This is a genomic window from Rhizobium sp. 768_B6_N1_8 (genome assembly GCF_051811225.1).
GTDB lineage: Bacteria > Pseudomonadota > Alphaproteobacteria > Rhizobiales > Rhizobiaceae > Rhizobium.
Window position 1 is genome coordinate 4,548,955 of the sequence record NZ_JBPWPV010000001.1, and the last position, 15,131, is coordinate 4,564,085.

The following is a 15,131-nucleotide window of genomic DNA, read 5'->3' on the forward strand; positions in this document are numbered from 1 at the left end:
TGGCGTGCACGCGTCTCATTTGAGCTTGCCCTTCATCGATGCCTCGGGAAAGCAAGTCGGTTTCATGCCGTTCTTTTCCTGCCACTGGCCGATCGCGCGGCGTGTCTTGTAGCCAGGCAATCCATCTGAACCGCCGACATCGTAACCCTGCCGTTCCAGTGCGCGCTGCATGGCGGCGACATCCGAGCGCAGCATCTTGCCGACATCGCCCCATTGTCCCTGGAAGGCCCCGGAGCCGAAGGCGATGCGGTCGGCAAGGTTGCCGATATAGAGGGCATAAAGGTCGGAGTTGTTATATTCCTTGATGATGTAGAAGTTCGGCGTAACGATGAATTCCGGCCCGTCACGCCCGGCCGGCACCAGCATCATGCCCTGCGCTTTCAATTCGCCGGACGGAAAACCACTGCCGGAAATACGTTTGATGCCGAGCGACGCCCAGTGGGAGAGCGGCTTGGCAAGATCAGGCCCTTCCTGCGCGCAGGAGACGGCGTCGGGGATCGTCACTTCGAAGCCCCAGTCGCGGTCGCGCTGCCACCCCTTCTTCACGAGGAAATTGGCGATCGAGGCGAGTGTGTCGGGAACCGAAGTCCAGATGTTGCGGTGTCCGTCGCCATCGAAATCGACGGCATATTTCAGGTAGCTCGTCGGCATGAACTGCGGCTGGCCAAGCGCACCCGCCGAAGATCCCTTGAAGTCTGCAGGCGTCACGTCACCGCCGTCGAGAATGTGCAGCGCGGCGATCAGCTCCGTGCGAAACATCTCCTTGCGTGTCGACATGAAGGCCTTAGTGGCCAGCACCTCAACGGCTGAATTCGGGATCTTCGCCGCGCCGAAGCCCGTCTCGCGCCCCCAGATTGCCAGCACGATCGAACCCGGCACGCCGTAAGTCTTTTCGATCCGGCTGAGCGTCGAGGCATATTGCGAGGCGAAGCCGCGCCCGGTCATGGCGAGCCGTTTCAGCCGGTCCTCGTTGAAATAGGGGCCGGGCGAGGAAAACTCTGCCTGGGTCTGCTGCTGCTCCTTTGGCGGCGGAAAGCCGGGAGGGGCGAGATCGCTCAGGGTCCAGTTCAGCTCGACGCCGGAAAAGGCGGCGCGGAAGGTCTTTTCCGATATGCCGTTCTTCTTCGCTTCCGGCCAGAGATCGGCCTGCACCCATTTTTCGAACTGCGCTTCGACATCGGCCTTGGAGGGGGCGGCGCGAGCCGAGACGGAAAATGTCAGCAGAACGGCGCCTGTAAGAAGAAGCCGACTGAGGAAGCGTATGTTCATGGATCCCCCTAGATTGCCGTCCGCGCTCGAAGGGCTGCCGTCAGCGTGCCTTCGTCGAGATAGTCGAGCTCGCCCCCCACGGGCACGCCATGCGCCAGCCGCGTGATCTTCACATTGAGATCTGCGAGCTGGTCGGTGATGTAATGCGCTGTCGTCTGCCCCTCGACGGTCGCATTCACAGCGATGATGATTTCCTTGATGCCGCCTTCGCCGACGCGGTTGATCAACCCGCGGATATTGAGATCGTCAGGGCCGACTCCGTCCAGCGGCGAGAGCGTGCCGCCAAGCACATGATATGCGGCGTTCAGTGCGCCCGCGCGCTCCAGCGCCCAGAGATCCGAGACATCCTCGACGACAATGATCACGGATTGGTCGCGCTGCGCATCGGTGCAGACCGTACAGGGATCGACCGTATCGACATTGCCGCAGCGCGAGCAGATCTTCACCTTGTCATAGGCCTCGCCCATCGCATGTGAGAGAGGACCCAGCAGTTGGTCCTTCTTCTTGATGAGATGCAGCGCCGCCCGCCGCGCCGAGCGCGGCCCGAGGCCCGGCACTTTCGCCAGAAGCTGGATCAGTTTTTCGATTTCGGGGCCGGTGACTCGCTTTGCCATGCGCCGTTCTTAACTGATATGGAACGAAAACGGAATCACGGAAGAATCGCTGAAACCATGAAAATCCTCGCCGTCTGCCGCGGCTCTGCCGAAAGGTTGCCCGGCAAAAGCTACAAGACCGGTATCTTCAAACATGCCGTCACCGGCGGCGTCATGATTGATGCCGAAGGCCTCTTCGGCGATGCGATCTGCAACAGGAAACATCACGGCGGCGTCGATCAAGCTGTCTATCTGGAAGGTTCAGTCAGCCTCGACTGGTGGTCGAACGAACTCGGCCGCCCTGTCGAGCCCGGCACCTTCGGCGAGAATCTAGTCATCGAAGGGCTTGATAACCGCGATGTCGCGGTCGGCGACCGCTTCATCGCCGGCGAACTGATCCTCGAAGTCACATCCTGCCGCATCCCTTGCGCCACGTTCGCTGCCAGGATGAATGATCCGAAATTCGTCAAGCGCTACACCAGGGCAGCACGCCCCGGCATCTATTGCCGCGTGATATCAAATGGAATCGTGGAAGCTGGAATGCCGGTCGAATACGGCCCCTTTTCCGGCGCCACAGTGACTATGCCGGAAATGATGGAAACCTTCGGGCGCCAGCTTTCCGCCGCAGATCGCAATCGCTATCTGGCGGCACCCATTCACTACAAGCTGCGCGACCTGCTCGAAGCCCAGCCGTAGCTCAGCGCATTGCGATGGTGACGGCAGCCCCCGCCATCGTTCCCGCGCTCACCCGGTTGGCGATCCGCACGGCACGCCGGCTCTTCAGGAAACCGCGCGCCTTTGCGGCGAGGAACATCCAGCTGAAATCGACGACAGCCAGAACGACGAACAGCGTGACGACGAGTTCGGCCCAGCCGGCAAGCGATACCGAGGGAATGTCGATGATCGACGGCAGAAGGGCCACATAGAACATCATGATCTTCGGATTGCCGAGCGCAATCGCCAGGCCAGTCAGAAACATCCGGCCACGCGAACGCTCCTGCGGCAGGTCCTCTTCCTCGACATCGGCTTTGGCGAACCACATCCGCCAGGCGAGATAAAGAAGATAGAGCACGCCCAACCATTTAATGACGACGAAGACGTGGTAGAAACTTTCGGCGATCGCCGAGAGGCCGGCAATGGCGCAGGTCAGCCAGATCGCATCCCCGGCCCACATGCCGAACAGGAAGGGCAGCACGTCGCGCGCGCCCTTCGAAATGACGCGGGCGACGAGCGCCGCAACGCTCGGACCGGGTGTCCCGGCTGCAATGAAAAGAGAGCCAGCGAAAACCAGCAGCGTCGTCAAGGTCATCATCTCCCGTCTCCTCTTCCGGGGCCAGTCATTACCGGACCAGTCGACGAAATCAGAAAGGCAGCTTGAAACCGGGCGGGATCGGCAGGCCCGCCGTCAGCGCCTTGGTCTTTTCGGCAGCGATGGCTTCCGCCTTGTCCTTGGCATCCTTGTGGGCGGCAACGATCAGGTCTTCGAGGATCTCGACATCGTCTTCCTTGAAGAGGGAAGGGTCGATCTTCAGGCTCTTCAATTCGCCTTTGCCGGAGATGATGACGGTGACGAGCCCGCCGCCTGCCTTGCCTTCGGCGGTCAGCTCGGCGATTTCCGCCTGCATCTGCTCCATCTTGGCCTGCATTTCCTTGACTTTGCCCATCATGCCCATGATGTCGCGCATCGTCTTCTCCTTCTTGAAACTAGAATTCTATGTCGTCGCCGGGCAGGATATCGCCCTCTTCGGATTCGGCGGCAGCAGGCGGGTTGACCTCCTCCGCCTCTTCCTCCGGTGTCGGCGCCCGCACCCGTACGTCGATGATCTTGGCACCCGGAAACTGGGCAAGAATTGCCGCGACATCAGGGTCCTGACGCGCATCGCTGACGCGTTGCTCCTGCGCCTTGGCTTCCGCCTCCACCATCGTCGGCCCGCCTTCTTCGCGGCTGGTGCTGACGATCCAGTGGATGCCTGTCCATTCCTTGAGCTTGACGGCAAGCTCGTTGAGCAATGTGCCAGGGGCACCCTCGGTGAGGTTCACGTCCAGACGGCCAGGCTCGATCCGTACGGGCCGCACGAAGTTGCGCACCAATGCCTTGAGTTTGACATCGCGTTTTTCGGCAGCGAGATCGACGATATCGCTGATCGAATTGACCGGCACGAGCGGCTTCGGCGCTTCCGCAGGCCTCGTCTCGACACGGCCGATACTCTGCGGCTCCAGATTGGGCACGGCGCGCAACATGGCGGTTGGCCCCGAGGGCTGCGGCCGCGGTGCCGGCTCCGGAGCCCGTGCCGTCACATTCGTCTGATAGGGAACACGCGTGCCACCGCCATTGCCCGAGGGCACAGGCGAAGACGGGCGTGGCGCGCCATTTTCATTGGAAAATTCCGCAAGCCGCCGCGCCGCATCCTCAGGTGCCGGCAGATGTGCTGCATGCGCGAGCCGGATCAGCACCATCTCGGCTGCACCCGCCGTGCGCGAAGAGTTTTCCGTCTCCGGAATGCCCTTCAGCAGCATCTGCCAGATGCGCGAGAGCGTGGTAACCGCGACACCTTGCGCAAATTCCGCAGCCTTGGTGCGCTCCACTTCACTGAGCGAAGGGTCGTTTACGGCATCGGGTACATATTTCAGCCGCGTCACCAGATGCGTGAAATCGGCGAGATCCGTCAGCACCACGACCGGGTTGGCGCCTGCTTCGTACTGGCTCTGGAATTCATTGAGGGCGCTTGCGACATCACCGCGCACGATATGCTGGAAGAGATCGACGATGCGGGCGCGATCGGCAAGGCCGAGCATGCCGCGTACGGCTTCCGCCTGCACCACGCCACCGCCATGGGCGATCGCCTGGTCCATCAGCGACAGGCCGTCGCGGGCAGAACCTTCCGCGGCGCGCGCGATCATCGCCAGCGCATCGGGTTCCGCCTCGATGCCTTCCTTGGCAGCGATGGTCGAAAACAGGCCGACGAGATCGGAAGCGCTGATGCGGCGCAGGTCGAAGCGCTGGCAGCGCGAGAGAACGGTGATCGGAACCTTGCGGATTTCCGTCGTCGCGAAGATGAATTTCACATGTTCCGGCGGCTCTTCGAGTGTCTTCAACAACCCGTTGAAGGCTTGCGTCGAAAGCATGTGCACTTCGTCGATGATATAGACCTTGAAGCGGGCAGAAACCGGCCGGTAGCGAACCTGCTCAATGATCTCTCTGATATCGTCGATGCCGGTATGCGAGGCGGCGTCCATCTCGATCACGTCGACATGGCGGCCTTCCATGATTGCCTGGCAATGTTCGCCCGGCACGCGAAGGTCGATCGTCGGCTTGTCGATCTCAGCCGTCTTGTAGTTCAGTGCCCGCGCCAGAATGCGCGCCGTCGTCGTCTTGCCCACGCCGCGAACGCCGGTCAGCATATAGGCCTGCGCGATGCGGCCGGTCTCGAAGGCGTTGGTAAGCGTGCGGACCATCGGCTCCTGGCCGACCATCAGGTCCGTGAAATCCTTGGGGCGGTATTTGCGTGCCAGCACCCGGTATCCGGTGCCCGTCGAGGCGGCATCTTGTGATTGTCGCTCGGTGTCGCTCATCGCCCTGCTTGCGCCCGGAAGGCCGGGCTTCTTGGAAGAGAAGGTGGGAGGCTGGCACGATGACCCGTGCCGGGCTCGTTAGGGCTGCTTCCTTCCGGACCTGACCCGGTTGGCGAGTGGCTCGTCCACCACCAACCTCCCGGATGCACATATCGGCAAATTCCTCATCAAAAGCAAGCCAAGCTCCAAAAAAACTGCTAGTCCATTGGAAAACATGAGGAGAATGCCTTTGAGCGATTTCGTGCTCGACCCCAGGCTCGAAAATGACAGCACCAGTATCATGGTGACTGGCCTGTGCGACGTCAGGCTGTCGAAGGACGCTCGCTGGCCCTGGTTGATCCTGGCACCGCGCCGAGCTGATATCACTGAGATCTTCGAATTGACGCCGCTCGATCAGGTGCTGCTGACCTTCGAGATCGAGCTCGTCTCCGCAGCACTCAAGAAGGTTACCGGTGCCGCAAAAATCAATGTCGGAGCCCTTGGCAATATCGTCCGCCAGCTTCATGTTCATGTCATTGCGCGTTCCGAAGGTGACGCGAACTGGCCGGGTCCCGTCTGGGGTTTCGGCAAGGCCGAGCCTTACGAGGACGCAACACGAGACGAATTCATTGCAAAGCTGCGGGAAGCCCTTTCACCATGAGTCATTCGCTTTTCGATTCGGACGTGCCGCATCCGGAACCCAGCAATCTCACCGCCTTTGCCGCAAACGACCTGAGCCGCGACAGCGAACATCGCGATGAAGCCTCGGTCGAAAAGGCGCTTGCCCGCGAAGGTACGCATATTTTCGCCTTCGCCAAGGACAAGCTGGTGCTCAAGCACGACGGCCAGGTGCTCGATCCGCTCTTCGCACGCTACGAGCTGCAGGAACTGAAGCCGAACTGGGACGAGACCGTATTGCTTGGCTATAGAAAGACCGGTGAGCCGCGCCTGGCCGTGCCCGTCGGTATCGATGCCGAAAGCATGGCAAGCCAGTACAAGCCGGTCGACGGCCGCTCGCTCTTCCGCGACGAGCTTGTCGACGAAATGCTGCTCGGCGAGTTCTCGCAGGCCGCAAGCCTCATCCGCTGGAACAGCGACAACCAGTTTTGTGGCCGCTGCGGCTCGGTCATGGAAATCCGCATCGGCGGCTACAAGCGGGTCTGCACGGCCTGCGAGCACATGATCTTCCCGCGCACCGATCCCGTCGTCATCATGCTGACGGTCGATGAGGAGCGTGATCTCTGCCTGCTCGGTCGCAGCCCGCATTTCGCGCCCGGCATGTATTCCTGTCTGGCGGGCTTCCTGGAGCCCGGCGAGACGATTGAAAACGCCGTTCGCCGTGAAACGCTGGAAGAATCCGGCATCAAGACCGGCCGTATCCGCTATCATGCCTCCCAGCCTTGGCCGATGCCGCATTCGCTGATGATCGGCTGTTATGCCGAGGCGAAGTCGCGCGATATCCATCGCGATGAGGCTGAGCTCGAGGATTGCCGCTGGTTCACCCGCGAGGAAACCATCGAAATGCTGGAGCGTCCTGGCGTCAACGGCAAAGCGCCGCCGCCGAAGGGTGCGATTGCCCATCGACTGATGCGCGATTGGGTCGAGTGGAAACGCTGAACAAAGGTCGGAGAACACGGATGATCGTCAGCCGGCCCGGCCTGTCTGCATGAGGGCATAATCATGGTCGCCCGCTCAGAACGGCTGCTGACCCTGCTTCAGACGCTGCGGCGCTACCGGCGGCCGGTTACTGGCACCGTATTGGCAGAAGAAACGGGTGTCAGCCTTCGCACGCTCTACCGCGATATTGCAAGCCTTCAGGCGCAAGGTGCCATGATCGAGGGCGAGGCCGGCATAGGCTATGTGCTGAAACCAGGCTTCATGCTGCCGCCGATGATGTTTTCCGAGGAAGAGCTGGAAGCACTGGTGCTTGGCTCGCGTTGGGTGGCACGCGCCGCCGAGCCGCGCCTGGCCAATGCCGGCGCTGATGCGCTGGCAAAGATCGCCGCCGTCTTGCCGCCCGACATGCGCGATATGGTCGATTCGGCCACACTTTTTGTCGGCCGCAAACGGCAGGATGAGGACAAGGCGGATGTTTCGGCCATCCGCAAAGCGATCCGCCTGGAGCGCATCCTTGAACTGCATTATGGCGACGAACAGGGACGTATTTCCCGCCGCCGCGTCTGGCCCTTCGCGCTCGGCTATTTCGAGCATGTGCGGATCATCATGGCCTGGTGCGAACTGCGCCAGGATTTCCGTCATTTTCGCACCGATCGTATCATCGATATGACCATCCATGACACGCGGTATCCGCGTCGTCGCACCGTTCTCCTGAAGGAATGGCGGGAAACACAGGATACTCCGATCGAGCACTAACGCTACTGCCATAAACTGTCAGCAGGAAGCGCTATTGTCAGTACCAGTCCAGCAGGAAGGAGTACTGATCATGGGAATGCCCCAAGTCGTTCAATATGCCGGCCGTCGTACTTCAGTCGGAGCCGGAAAAAACCTTCGTTCGCGTCTGGTGCGCCTGTTCGCTGACAGGTTCACAGGAGCCTCATCACGCCGTCCGCGCCTCGATCTCGAGACGATGCCGCAATGGCACAAGCGCGATCTCGGCATCATGGACGGACAGGACTGGCGCGTCGGCGACGATCTCTTCCGTTAAGGCCGCACGCCGGCCTCATTGATATTCCTCCCGGCAACGAGGCGGCGCTGTCTGCAGCGCTGCAATCCGAAAGCTGCTGCCATAAAATGGCAGCAGCTTTCGGCCGGGCATCTTTCAACCCAGTGGAGAACTGAAATGGCCAGCCCCAATCTTATTATCCTCTATGTCAAGGATCCCGCTGAAAGCGCTGCCTTCTATCGCAATATTCTGAGCCGCGAACCGGCTGTGGAGGCGCCGAATTTCGTCGCCTTTCCGCTCGATGGCGGTTTCACTCTCGGCCTCTGGCGCCGCAGCAGCGTCGAACCGCAGCCCTCTGCCATCGGCAACCGCGGTGAGGTCGCCTTCATGGTCGATGGAGAAAATGCCGTCGCCAGGCACTACGAAGACTGGCGCGGCCGTGGCCTGCCCTTCGCTCAGGATCTGACCGAACTCGACTTCGGTCCGACCTTCGTCGTGCTGGATCCGGACGGGCATCGCTTGCGTGTTTGTGAGCCGGATAAATAAATCAAGGTATGCATAAGGCCTCTCCGGTCAGTTGTCGGAGAGGCTTTGGGTAATCCTTACAGAAGTCCCCGCATTGCATGGCCCTTGTAGACGCCGAGGATGCGCACCTTCTCGGAGAAGAAACGCAGTTCCTCCAGTGCCCGTCGCACATGCGCGTCGTTCGGGTGGCCCTCGATATCAGCGTAGAACTGCGTCGCCACGAACTTGCCGCCGAGCTGATAGCTTTCGAGCTTCGTCATGTTGATGTTGTTCGTCGCAAAACCGCCGAGCGCCTTGTAGAGCGCTGCCGGAATATTGCGGACGTTGAAGACGAAGGTGGTGACGATCTTTTCGTCACTGGCAGCGCGTTCTGCCCATTCCTCATCACGTGACAGTACAACGAAGCGCGTCACATTGTTTTCCGTATCCTCGACATTCTCGGCGATGATATCGAGGCCGTAAAGGTCGGCGGCAAGGCGCGGCGCGAGCGCCGCCATCGAGCGGTCGCCGGTTTCCTTGACGAGCTTGGCGGCCCCTGCCGTGTCGCCGGCGATCACAGGCTTCCAGCCATTGGCGCGCACGATCTTGCGGCATTGGCCGAGCGCATGGATATGGCTGTGCACAGTGCGGATCTCGTCCTTCGTCACGCCCGGCAGCACCATGAGCTGAAAGCGGATCGGCATGAAATATTCGCCGATAATGTGCAGGCGCGATTCCGGCAGCAGGTGGTGGATGTCGGCGACGCGGCCCGCAATCGTGTTTTCGATCGGGATCATGCCGATATCGGCGTCACCATTGTCCACCGCCGTGAAGGCATCCTCAAAGGTCTGGCAGGGCAACGGCTCCATGGTCGGAAACATGTCGCGGCTCGCCATGTCGGAATTGGCGCCAAATTCGCCCTGGAAGGCGATTCTGTTGGTCTTGATGTTCATGAGGAAAATCCGTCAGTTGGCCTTTGCGGAGAGAATGCGCCGCGCCTTTTCGAGGTCGGCCGGAGTATCGACACCAAGCGGAACCGTGTCAACGATCTCGACATCGATGCGCATACCGGCTTCGAGTGCCCGCAACTGCTCCAATGATTCGCGCTTTTCCAGCGTCGATGGGCCAAGTGAGACAAAACGCTCGAGTGCCGTGCGTCGGTAGGCATAGAGCCCGATATGGTGATAGAGCGGCCCGTTGCCGTAAGGCGCGGTCGTGCGGGTGAAGTAAAGCGCACGCAGACGGCTGTCGGAGAGTGGTGAACCGACGACTTTCACAATGTGCGGCGCGGTCTTGTCGTCGTCGTTGTCGATTTCGGTCGTCAGAGTTCCAATATCGACGGCTTCGTTCTCGAGAGGGCGCAAAGCCGCACGCACGGTTTCCGGCTCGATCGTCGGCAGGTCGCCTTGGATGTTCACGACGATTTTGGCTTTCGCGTCTGGATCGACCTTGTTCAGTGCCTCGAAAATACGATCCGAGCCAGACTGATGGTCTTGGCGTGTCATGACCACGTCAAAGCCCGCTGCGGCGACAGTATCGAACACCTGCTGGTCGTCGACGGCAATAACCACCCGGCCGATCGCCGCTTCCTGTGCTCGTTTCGCCACCTGCACGATCATCGGCAAACCGCAAATATCGGCCAGCGGCTTGCCCGGAAGGCGGGTCGAGGCCATGCGTGCGGGGATCAGCACCAGCACGTCATCCAATTTTGAATCAGTCATTGTTCGGGCCTTCTAATCCGGGTTGAAAAGTGGCAAAAAGTCTCACGCACAAGACCATTTAGACAGTTGCAACGAATAGCCAAAAGACATAGGTTCCGCGCAATTTCAAGATGGTCCGGTTTCTGGTCTGCCGGCTGCAAGGGGAGCATTGCAGATGAATTCATACGTCAATACGGCCGTGGGGGCGCTGCTAGGAACGATCTTCGTTCTGATGTCTGTCTCCATCGCGTCCGAGGGGATCTTCCATTCCGAGGCGCCGGAGAAGGAAGGTTTTACCATCGTCGCCGAGGAGGCACCCGCCGCTGGCGGCGAAGGCGCACCCGCTGCCGTTGCTGTTCCGATCGCGCAGCTTCTTGCCAGCGCCGACGCGAAGGCCGGCGAGACCGTATTCAAGAAGTGTCAGGCCTGTCATGACGGCACCAAAGGCGGACCGAATAAAGTCGGCCCGAATCTCTTTGGTGTCGTAGATCGCCCAATCGCCTCGCATGAAGGCTTTGCTTATTCCGCTGCCATGAAGGACTTTTCCAAGGGCAGCAGCGAACACTGGACCTTCGAAAACCTCAACAAGTTCCTGATGGCCCCGAAGAAAGATGTTCCGGGCACCGCCATGGGCTTTGCAGGTCTGCCGAAGGATCAGGACCGCGCTAACGTCATTCTCTATCTGCACACGCTGGCAGATTCACCGGCTCCGCTGCCGGATCCGAATGCTCCGACTGCAACGCAGTAAGAAGCGACGATTTTTTCGAGAAGAAGCCCGGTCACAAGCCGGGCTTTTTTTGTTGCCTCAGGCGCCGAGAATATAGGCCCAGAAGGAAACGGTGATCGCGCCGAGCGCTGTAGTCACTGTGATGGTCGAGGCGGCAAGACTGTGACCGACGCCGAAGCGGTTGGCGATCAGCCAGGCATTCACCCCCGTCGGCACCGATGAGGTCAGCACCAGAGCCGCCGCCCACTCGTTGTTGAGGCCGAAAAGATGGCTTGCTGCCCACACACAGCCAGGCAGCAGCAGCAGCTTGAAGGCGGAGGTCACGCTGGCGATCCCGACGTTGCCGGAGACGCCGTATTTCTGCAGCGCCATACCGAGCGAAATCAGCGCCGCCGGACCAGCCGTGCTGGCGATCTGCCCAACGACGGAGCTGACCGTTGCCGGCATGGTCAGGCCCGAGACGTGAAAGACCGCGCCGGCCGCAATGCCGATGACCAGCGGATTGTGCAGCAGGTTCAGGCCGATCTGCCTTAGTACCAGGGTCATGCTGCGATCGCTCTTGCCGGAGATCTTGCGTTCGGCATGTTCCATCATGATCGTGCCGGCCACCATCATGATCGGCAGATGCACGGCAAGCAGGATGGAAAGGGCAACAAGCCCTTCGCTGCCCACAGTGCGCTCGACCAGCGGCAGACCGATGAAGATGTTGTTGGCGAAGGCGGAGGACACGCCGGCAAGCACGCCGATCCGCTCATCGCGCCCGAAGAAACGCGTGGCAACGATGTGCCCGGCCGTCCATGTCACCGCGACACCGGCAAAATAGACGATCCAGAGCCGGAACGGCGACGCGCCATGGAAATCGGCCTCGGCGATGGTGCGGAAAAGCAGCAGTGGCACGGCGATCTTGAAGACGAACTCGCTCAAGGCATCGCCGACCTCAGTCGTCAGCAACCCTGTACGGACAATCAGCCAGCCGATGAGAATGAGAAGGAAGATCGGTAGAACGTCGAAGATGATGGCTGACATAGACTGCTGCTCTGCGCGGGGATCGCCGAGGTCTAGCAGCTAATCGCCAGCCATGACAAATGCCTTGGATACAATATCTTTCGCGGCGCAACAAAAAAAGCGGGCTAAGCCCGCTTTTCCGCATCCGGTCCTGCCGGATAGCCGGTTGCGATACTGCCAGTTCATCCGTGGTCAGCGTCGTCCCGGTAAGATTGAAGGGATCATCCCTCCCATACCCGGCCATACGAGATACCTGCATGCCGGTCTTCCTGATGCTGTTTTTAGGCAGGCACGGTGACAGCGGCATGACGAATAAACGGCAGTTTTGCGAAGACTTGGAAGGCTGCGTGCTGTTTATCCTTCCAATACCGGCAAATTTCGCTAAGACCGACTACCGGCTATCACAAATCCGGGACTTCCCATTTCATGACCAAATTCGATGTTCTGACAGTCGGCAACGCAATCGTCGATATTATCGCCCGTTGCGACGACCAGTTCCTTATTGACAACAAGATCACCAAGGCAGCGATGAACCTCATCGATGCCGATCGCGCCGGACTGCTCTACTCTCGCATGGGGCCGGCACTCGAAGCTTCCGGCGGCAGCGCCGGCAATACGGCTGCAGGCGTGGCAAGCCTCGGCGGCAAGGCCGCCTATTTCGGCAAGGTCGCAGAAGACCAGCTTGGCGAGATCTTCGCGCATGATATCCGTGCTCAGGGGGTTCACTATCGGACCGAGGCCAAGGGCGAATTTCCGCCCACCGCACGCTCGATGATTTTTGTCACCGATGACGGCGAACGCTCGATGAACACCTATCTCGGCGCCTGCGTCGAACTCGGGCCTGAGGATGTCGAAGCGGATGTGGTGGCGCAAGCCAAGGTAACCTATTTCGAAGGTTATCTCTGGGATCCGCCACGTGCCAAGGAAGCGATCCTCGATTGCGCCCGCATCGCCCACGAGAACGGCCGCGAAATGTCGATGACGCTCTCCGACAGCTTCTGCGTCGATCGTTACCGCAGCGAATTCCTGGACCTGATGCGCTCGGGCAAGGTCGATATTGTCTTCGCCAACCGCCAGGAGATCCTGTCGCTTTACGAGACCGACGATTTTGAGGAAGCGCTGAACAAGATCGCCAAGGATTGCAAGATCGCTGCCGTAACCATGAGCGAGGACGGCGCCGTGATCCTGAAAGGCAACGAGCGCCATTACGTCGACGCGATCAAGATCGACGAAGTGGTTGATACGACCGGTGCCGGCGACCTCTTCGCCTCAGGCTTCCTCTACGGCTATACGCAGGGCCGTACGCTGGAAGATTGCGGCAAGCTCGGCTGCCTTGCCGCCGGCATCGTCATTCAGCAGATCGGTCCGCGGCCGATGAAGTCTCTGTCCGCAGCTGCAAAGGAGGCAGGCCTTATTTAAAGGCCTCGCCCGGATAGGCACCCCAGATTTCCGACTGCGCCACCCAGCCTTCGGCGCCGTCGGTTTTGGCGAAGCACCATTCGCCATTGCACTCGCCGATCGAGATCATCACGCCAGGCTCCAGCTTGGCAACGATGCTGGCGGATGGCTGTGACTCACGGCGCAGGTTGACATAGACGCCCTTGCCCTTGCCCTTCATCCATGGTGCCGCGATGGCGGCCCGCTGGCCTGACAGCAGCGACTGATTGACCCAGCCCTCCGTGCCGTCGGCATCGCGGATACGGCGCCAGTTGTCGTATTCCTGGATGATTTCGACCGGCAAACCCGTCTTCAGATACATCCAGGAAACCGCATAATCTGTTCCCGGTCCGATGCGCAGGTTCACGCGCTTGGACTTCAGAGTCACGAAGCGCGGCAGCGGCAGGCCGCTCGGCCCCTTGGCCGCCTGGGCTTGCGCAAATTCGATGGTGCCCGCCGATACGGCAAAGGCAACCGCCAGGACGAGGCAGGACTTCATAACTGTGCGACGCATGGAAGCTTCCGTTGGCTCGAATTCGCAGCAGGCCGCGCCTGCTCGCTTTCCGGGATTCCCCGGCCGCCACACGAGTTTTGTTTGTCTTCGCGTGCGGGTCTGGTAGAAAATGCCCGGAACGGGAAAATGATCGCCCATCTTGGTTAAAGACCTCTAAACAAGGCATTGCAAGCCGCTATGACGACGAAGAAAAAACCGAAGGTCTACATAACCCGCAAGCTGCCTGATGTCGTCGAAACCCGCATGCGCGAGCTTTTCGATGCCGAGTTGAATATCGACGATACGCCGCGATCCGCCCCCGAACTCGTCGAAGCCGTCAGGACCTGCGACGTGCTGGTTCCGACCGTGACCGACCGGATCGACGCAGCTCTCATTGAGCAGGCCGGGCCGCAGATGAAGCTGATCGCCAGCTTTTCCAACGGCACCGATCATATCGACGTCGAGGCCGCCGCCCGCAAAGGCATCACCGTTACCAACACGCCGAACGTACTGACCGATGACACCGCCGACATGACCATGGCGCTGATTCTCGCCGTGCCGCGGCGCATCGGCGAAGGCGCGCGCGTGCTGACCGAAAAGCCCGGCGAATGGGCCGGCTGGTCTCCGACATGGATGCTCGGGCGACGCATCCACGGAAAGCGAATCGGCATCGTCGGCATGGGCCGTATCGGCACGGCCGTTGCGCGACGCGCCAAGGCCTTTGGCCTGTCGATCCACTATCACAATCGCAAGCGCGTCAACCCTGCGACCGAGGATGAGCTGGAGGCGACCTATTGGGAAAGCCTCGACCAGATGCTCGCCCGCGTCGACATCGTCTCGGTCAATTGCCCCTCGACGCCCGCAACCTTCCATCTCTTGTCGGCAAGACGCCTGGCGCTGCTGCAGCCGACGGCCTATCTCGTCAACACTTCTCGCGGTGACGTGATCGACGAGGCTGCTCTCATCAAATGCCTGCGGGAAGGAAAGATCGCTGGCGCCGGGCTCGATGTTTTCGAGAACGAACCTGTCGTCAATCCGAAGCTGGTAAAGCTCGCCAATGAGGGCAAGGTCGTGCTGTTGCCGCATATGAGCTCGGCAACGATCGAGGGACGTGCGGAGATGGGCGACAAGGTCATCATCAACATCCGCGCCTTCATCGATGGTCATCGCCCACCGAATCGGGTGCTGCCGGGCCGGTGACGGCCGGAGCGCTCCCATCTCTAGCTGG

Annotated in this window: 18 protein-coding genes and 1 other RNA gene; 9 read left to right on the forward strand and 10 right to left on the reverse strand. The window is 60.4% G+C overall.

The window, feature by feature from the left end; all coding sequences use genetic code 11:
* Positions 1–15: 15 nt before the first annotated feature.
* On the reverse strand, positions 16–1,269 hold the full coding sequence (locus AB8B33_RS22985) for a lytic murein transglycosylase (RefSeq protein WP_439016994.1): 1,254 nt from the start codon (positions 1,267–1,269) through the stop codon (positions 16–18).
* 8 nt (positions 1,270–1,277) lie between these two features.
* Complete coding sequence (recR, locus tag AB8B33_RS22990) at positions 1,278–1,883, reverse strand: recombination mediator RecR (RefSeq protein ID WP_007813850.1); 606 nt, start codon at positions 1,881–1,883, stop codon at positions 1,278–1,280.
* A gap of 57 nt (positions 1,884–1,940) precedes the next feature.
* Between recR and AB8B33_RS22995 the strand changes: the two genes are divergently transcribed.
* A complete protein-coding gene (locus AB8B33_RS22995) occupies positions 1,941–2,558 on the forward strand; it encodes an MOSC domain-containing protein (protein ID WP_439016995.1) in 618 nt (205 codons plus the stop codon).
* Position 2,559: 1 nt separating this feature from the next.
* On the opposite strand, the gene AB8B33_RS23000 is transcribed toward AB8B33_RS22995, so the two are convergent.
* From AB8B33_RS23000 to ffs, 4 genes are all read right to left on the reverse strand, one after another.
* Positions 2,560–3,171 carry a LysE family translocator gene (locus tag AB8B33_RS23000; RefSeq protein WP_439017292.1) on the reverse strand — a complete coding sequence of 204 codons (612 nt, stop codon included), beginning with the start codon at positions 3,169–3,171 and terminating at the stop codon, positions 2,560–2,562.
* Between the two features lie 52 nt (positions 3,172–3,223).
* Positions 3,224–3,547 (reverse strand): YbaB/EbfC family nucleoid-associated protein, encoded by a 324-nt coding sequence (locus AB8B33_RS23005; RefSeq protein WP_007813855.1) that lies wholly within the window; start codon positions 3,545–3,547, stop codon positions 3,224–3,226.
* Between the two features lie 19 nt (positions 3,548–3,566).
* Positions 3,567–5,435 (reverse strand): DNA polymerase III subunit gamma/tau, encoded by a 1,869-nt coding sequence (locus tag AB8B33_RS23010; RefSeq protein WP_439016996.1) that lies wholly within the window; start codon positions 5,433–5,435, stop codon positions 3,567–3,569.
* Between the two features lie 43 nt (positions 5,436–5,478).
* Positions 5,479–5,575, reverse strand: an RNA gene (ffs, locus tag AB8B33_RS23015) — signal recognition particle sRNA small type.
* An 89-nt stretch (positions 5,576–5,664) separates the two neighbouring features.
* On the opposite strand from ffs, the gene AB8B33_RS23020 reads away from it, so the two are divergent.
* The 5 genes from AB8B33_RS23020 to AB8B33_RS23040 all read left to right on the forward strand — a co-directional run bounded on the left by AB8B33_RS23020 (position 5,665) and on the right by AB8B33_RS23040 (position 8,583).
* Positions 5,665–6,075 (forward strand): HIT domain-containing protein, encoded by a 411-nt coding sequence (locus tag AB8B33_RS23020; RefSeq protein WP_439016997.1) that lies wholly within the window; start codon positions 5,665–5,667, stop codon positions 6,073–6,075.
* Positions 6,072–7,031: an NAD(+) diphosphatase gene (gene nudC, locus AB8B33_RS23025; RefSeq protein WP_113320495.1), complete on the forward strand. Its 960-nt coding sequence runs from the start codon at positions 6,072–6,074 to the stop codon at positions 7,029–7,031. The genes AB8B33_RS23020 and nudC overlap by 4 nt, the downstream gene beginning before the upstream one ends.
* Positions 7,032–7,091: 60 nt before the next feature.
* Positions 7,092–7,787, forward strand: coding sequence for a helix-turn-helix transcriptional regulator (locus AB8B33_RS23030; RefSeq protein ID WP_113320496.1), 696 nt, complete (start codon positions 7,092–7,094; stop codon positions 7,785–7,787).
* A gap of 70 nt (positions 7,788–7,857) precedes the next feature.
* Positions 7,858–8,079 (forward strand): hypothetical protein, encoded by a 222-nt coding sequence (locus tag AB8B33_RS23035; protein WP_113320497.1) that lies wholly within the window; start codon positions 7,858–7,860, stop codon positions 8,077–8,079.
* A gap of 135 nt (positions 8,080–8,214) precedes the next feature.
* Positions 8,215–8,583, forward strand: a complete 369-nt coding sequence (locus AB8B33_RS23040) for a VOC family protein (protein ID WP_025669404.1) — start codon at positions 8,215–8,217, stop codon at positions 8,581–8,583.
* Positions 8,584–8,639: 56 nt separating this feature from the next.
* On the opposite strand, the gene AB8B33_RS23045 is transcribed toward AB8B33_RS23040, so the two are convergent.
* Both AB8B33_RS23045 and AB8B33_RS23050 read right to left on the reverse strand, forming a co-directional pair.
* The gene (locus tag AB8B33_RS23045) at positions 8,640–9,494 is read right to left on the reverse strand and encodes a prephenate dehydratase (protein WP_310379885.1); all 855 of its coding nucleotides are present in this window, start codon (positions 9,492–9,494) and stop codon (positions 8,640–8,642) included.
* Positions 9,495–9,506: 12 nt separating this feature from the next.
* Entirely contained in the window at positions 9,507–10,262 is a 756-nt protein-coding gene (locus AB8B33_RS23050; protein WP_439016998.1) for a 3-deoxy-manno-octulosonate cytidylyltransferase, read from the reverse strand.
* A 154-nt stretch (positions 10,263–10,416) separates the two neighbouring features.
* On the opposite strand from AB8B33_RS23050, the gene AB8B33_RS23055 reads away from it, so the two are divergent.
* Entirely contained in the window at positions 10,417–10,989 is a 573-nt protein-coding gene (locus tag AB8B33_RS23055) for a c-type cytochrome (RefSeq protein WP_439016999.1), read from the forward strand.
* A 57-nt stretch (positions 10,990–11,046) separates the two neighbouring features.
* On the opposite strand, the gene AB8B33_RS23060 is transcribed toward AB8B33_RS23055, so the two are convergent.
* On the reverse strand, positions 11,047–11,994 hold the full coding sequence (locus tag AB8B33_RS23060) for an AEC family transporter (RefSeq protein WP_113320501.1): 948 nt from the start codon (positions 11,992–11,994) through the stop codon (positions 11,047–11,049).
* Between the two features lie 405 nt (positions 11,995–12,399).
* On the opposite strand from AB8B33_RS23060, the gene AB8B33_RS23065 reads away from it, so the two are divergent.
* A complete protein-coding gene (locus tag AB8B33_RS23065) occupies positions 12,400–13,392 on the forward strand; it encodes an adenosine kinase (protein ID WP_439017000.1) in 993 nt (330 codons plus the stop codon).
* On the opposite strand, the gene AB8B33_RS23070 is transcribed toward AB8B33_RS23065, so the two are convergent.
* Complete coding sequence (locus AB8B33_RS23070; RefSeq protein WP_113320503.1) at positions 13,385–13,924, reverse strand: SH3 domain-containing protein; 540 nt, start codon at positions 13,922–13,924, stop codon at positions 13,385–13,387. The two genes, AB8B33_RS23065 and AB8B33_RS23070, sit on opposite strands and share 8 nt — an antisense overlap.
* A gap of 177 nt (positions 13,925–14,101) precedes the next feature.
* Between AB8B33_RS23070 and AB8B33_RS23075 the strand changes: the two genes are divergently transcribed.
* Complete coding sequence (locus AB8B33_RS23075; RefSeq protein WP_439017001.1) at positions 14,102–15,103, forward strand: 2-hydroxyacid dehydrogenase; 1,002 nt, start codon at positions 14,102–14,104, stop codon at positions 15,101–15,103.
* The last annotated feature ends 28 nt before the right edge of the window (positions 15,104–15,131 follow it).

What these genes read in the sequence shown, in the direction of transcription:
- AB8B33_RS22985 (WP_439016994.1), bottom strand. Translation starts at nt 1,269, where the DNA reads ATGAACATACGCTTCCTCAGTCGGCTTCTTCTTACAGGCGCCGTTCTG.
- recR (WP_007813850.1), bottom strand. Translation starts at nt 1,883, where the DNA reads ATGGCAAAGCGAGTCACCGGCCCCGAAATCGAAAAACTGATCCAGCTT.
- AB8B33_RS22995 (WP_439016995.1), top strand. Translation starts at nt 1,941, where the DNA reads ATGAAAATCCTCGCCGTCTGCCGCGGCTCTGCCGAAAGGTTGCCCGGC.
- AB8B33_RS23000 (WP_439017292.1), bottom strand. Translation starts at nt 3,171, where the DNA reads ATGACCTTGACGACGCTGCTGGTTTTCGCTGGCTCTCTTTTCATTGCA.
- AB8B33_RS23005 (WP_007813855.1), bottom strand. Translation starts at nt 3,547, where the DNA reads ATGCGCGACATCATGGGCATGATGGGCAAAGTCAAGGAAATGCAGGCC.
- AB8B33_RS23010 (WP_439016996.1), bottom strand. Translation starts at nt 5,435, where the DNA reads ATGAGCGACACCGAGCGACAATCACAAGATGCCGCCTCGACGGGCACC.
- nudC (WP_113320495.1), top strand. Translation starts at nt 6,072, where the DNA reads ATGAGTCATTCGCTTTTCGATTCGGACGTGCCGCATCCGGAACCCAGC.
- AB8B33_RS23035 (WP_113320497.1), top strand. Translation starts at nt 7,858, where the DNA reads ATGGGAATGCCCCAAGTCGTTCAATATGCCGGCCGTCGTACTTCAGTC.
- AB8B33_RS23040 (WP_025669404.1), top strand. Translation starts at nt 8,215, where the DNA reads ATGGCCAGCCCCAATCTTATTATCCTCTATGTCAAGGATCCCGCTGAA.
- AB8B33_RS23045 (WP_310379885.1), bottom strand. Translation starts at nt 9,494, where the DNA reads ATGAACATCAAGACCAACAGAATCGCCTTCCAGGGCGAATTTGGCGCC.
- AB8B33_RS23050 (WP_439016998.1), bottom strand. Translation starts at nt 10,262, where the DNA reads ATGACTGATTCAAAATTGGATGACGTGCTGGTGCTGATCCCCGCACGC.
- AB8B33_RS23055 (WP_439016999.1), top strand. Translation starts at nt 10,417, where the DNA reads ATGAATTCATACGTCAATACGGCCGTGGGGGCGCTGCTAGGAACGATC.
- AB8B33_RS23060 (WP_113320501.1), bottom strand. Translation starts at nt 11,994, where the DNA reads ATGTCAGCCATCATCTTCGACGTTCTACCGATCTTCCTTCTCATTCTC.
- AB8B33_RS23065 (WP_439017000.1), top strand. Translation starts at nt 12,400, where the DNA reads ATGACCAAATTCGATGTTCTGACAGTCGGCAACGCAATCGTCGATATT.
- AB8B33_RS23070 (WP_113320503.1), bottom strand. Translation starts at nt 13,924, where the DNA reads ATGCGTCGCACAGTTATGAAGTCCTGCCTCGTCCTGGCGGTTGCCTTT.
- AB8B33_RS23075 (WP_439017001.1), top strand. Translation starts at nt 14,102, where the DNA reads ATGACGACGAAGAAAAAACCGAAGGTCTACATAACCCGCAAGCTGCCT.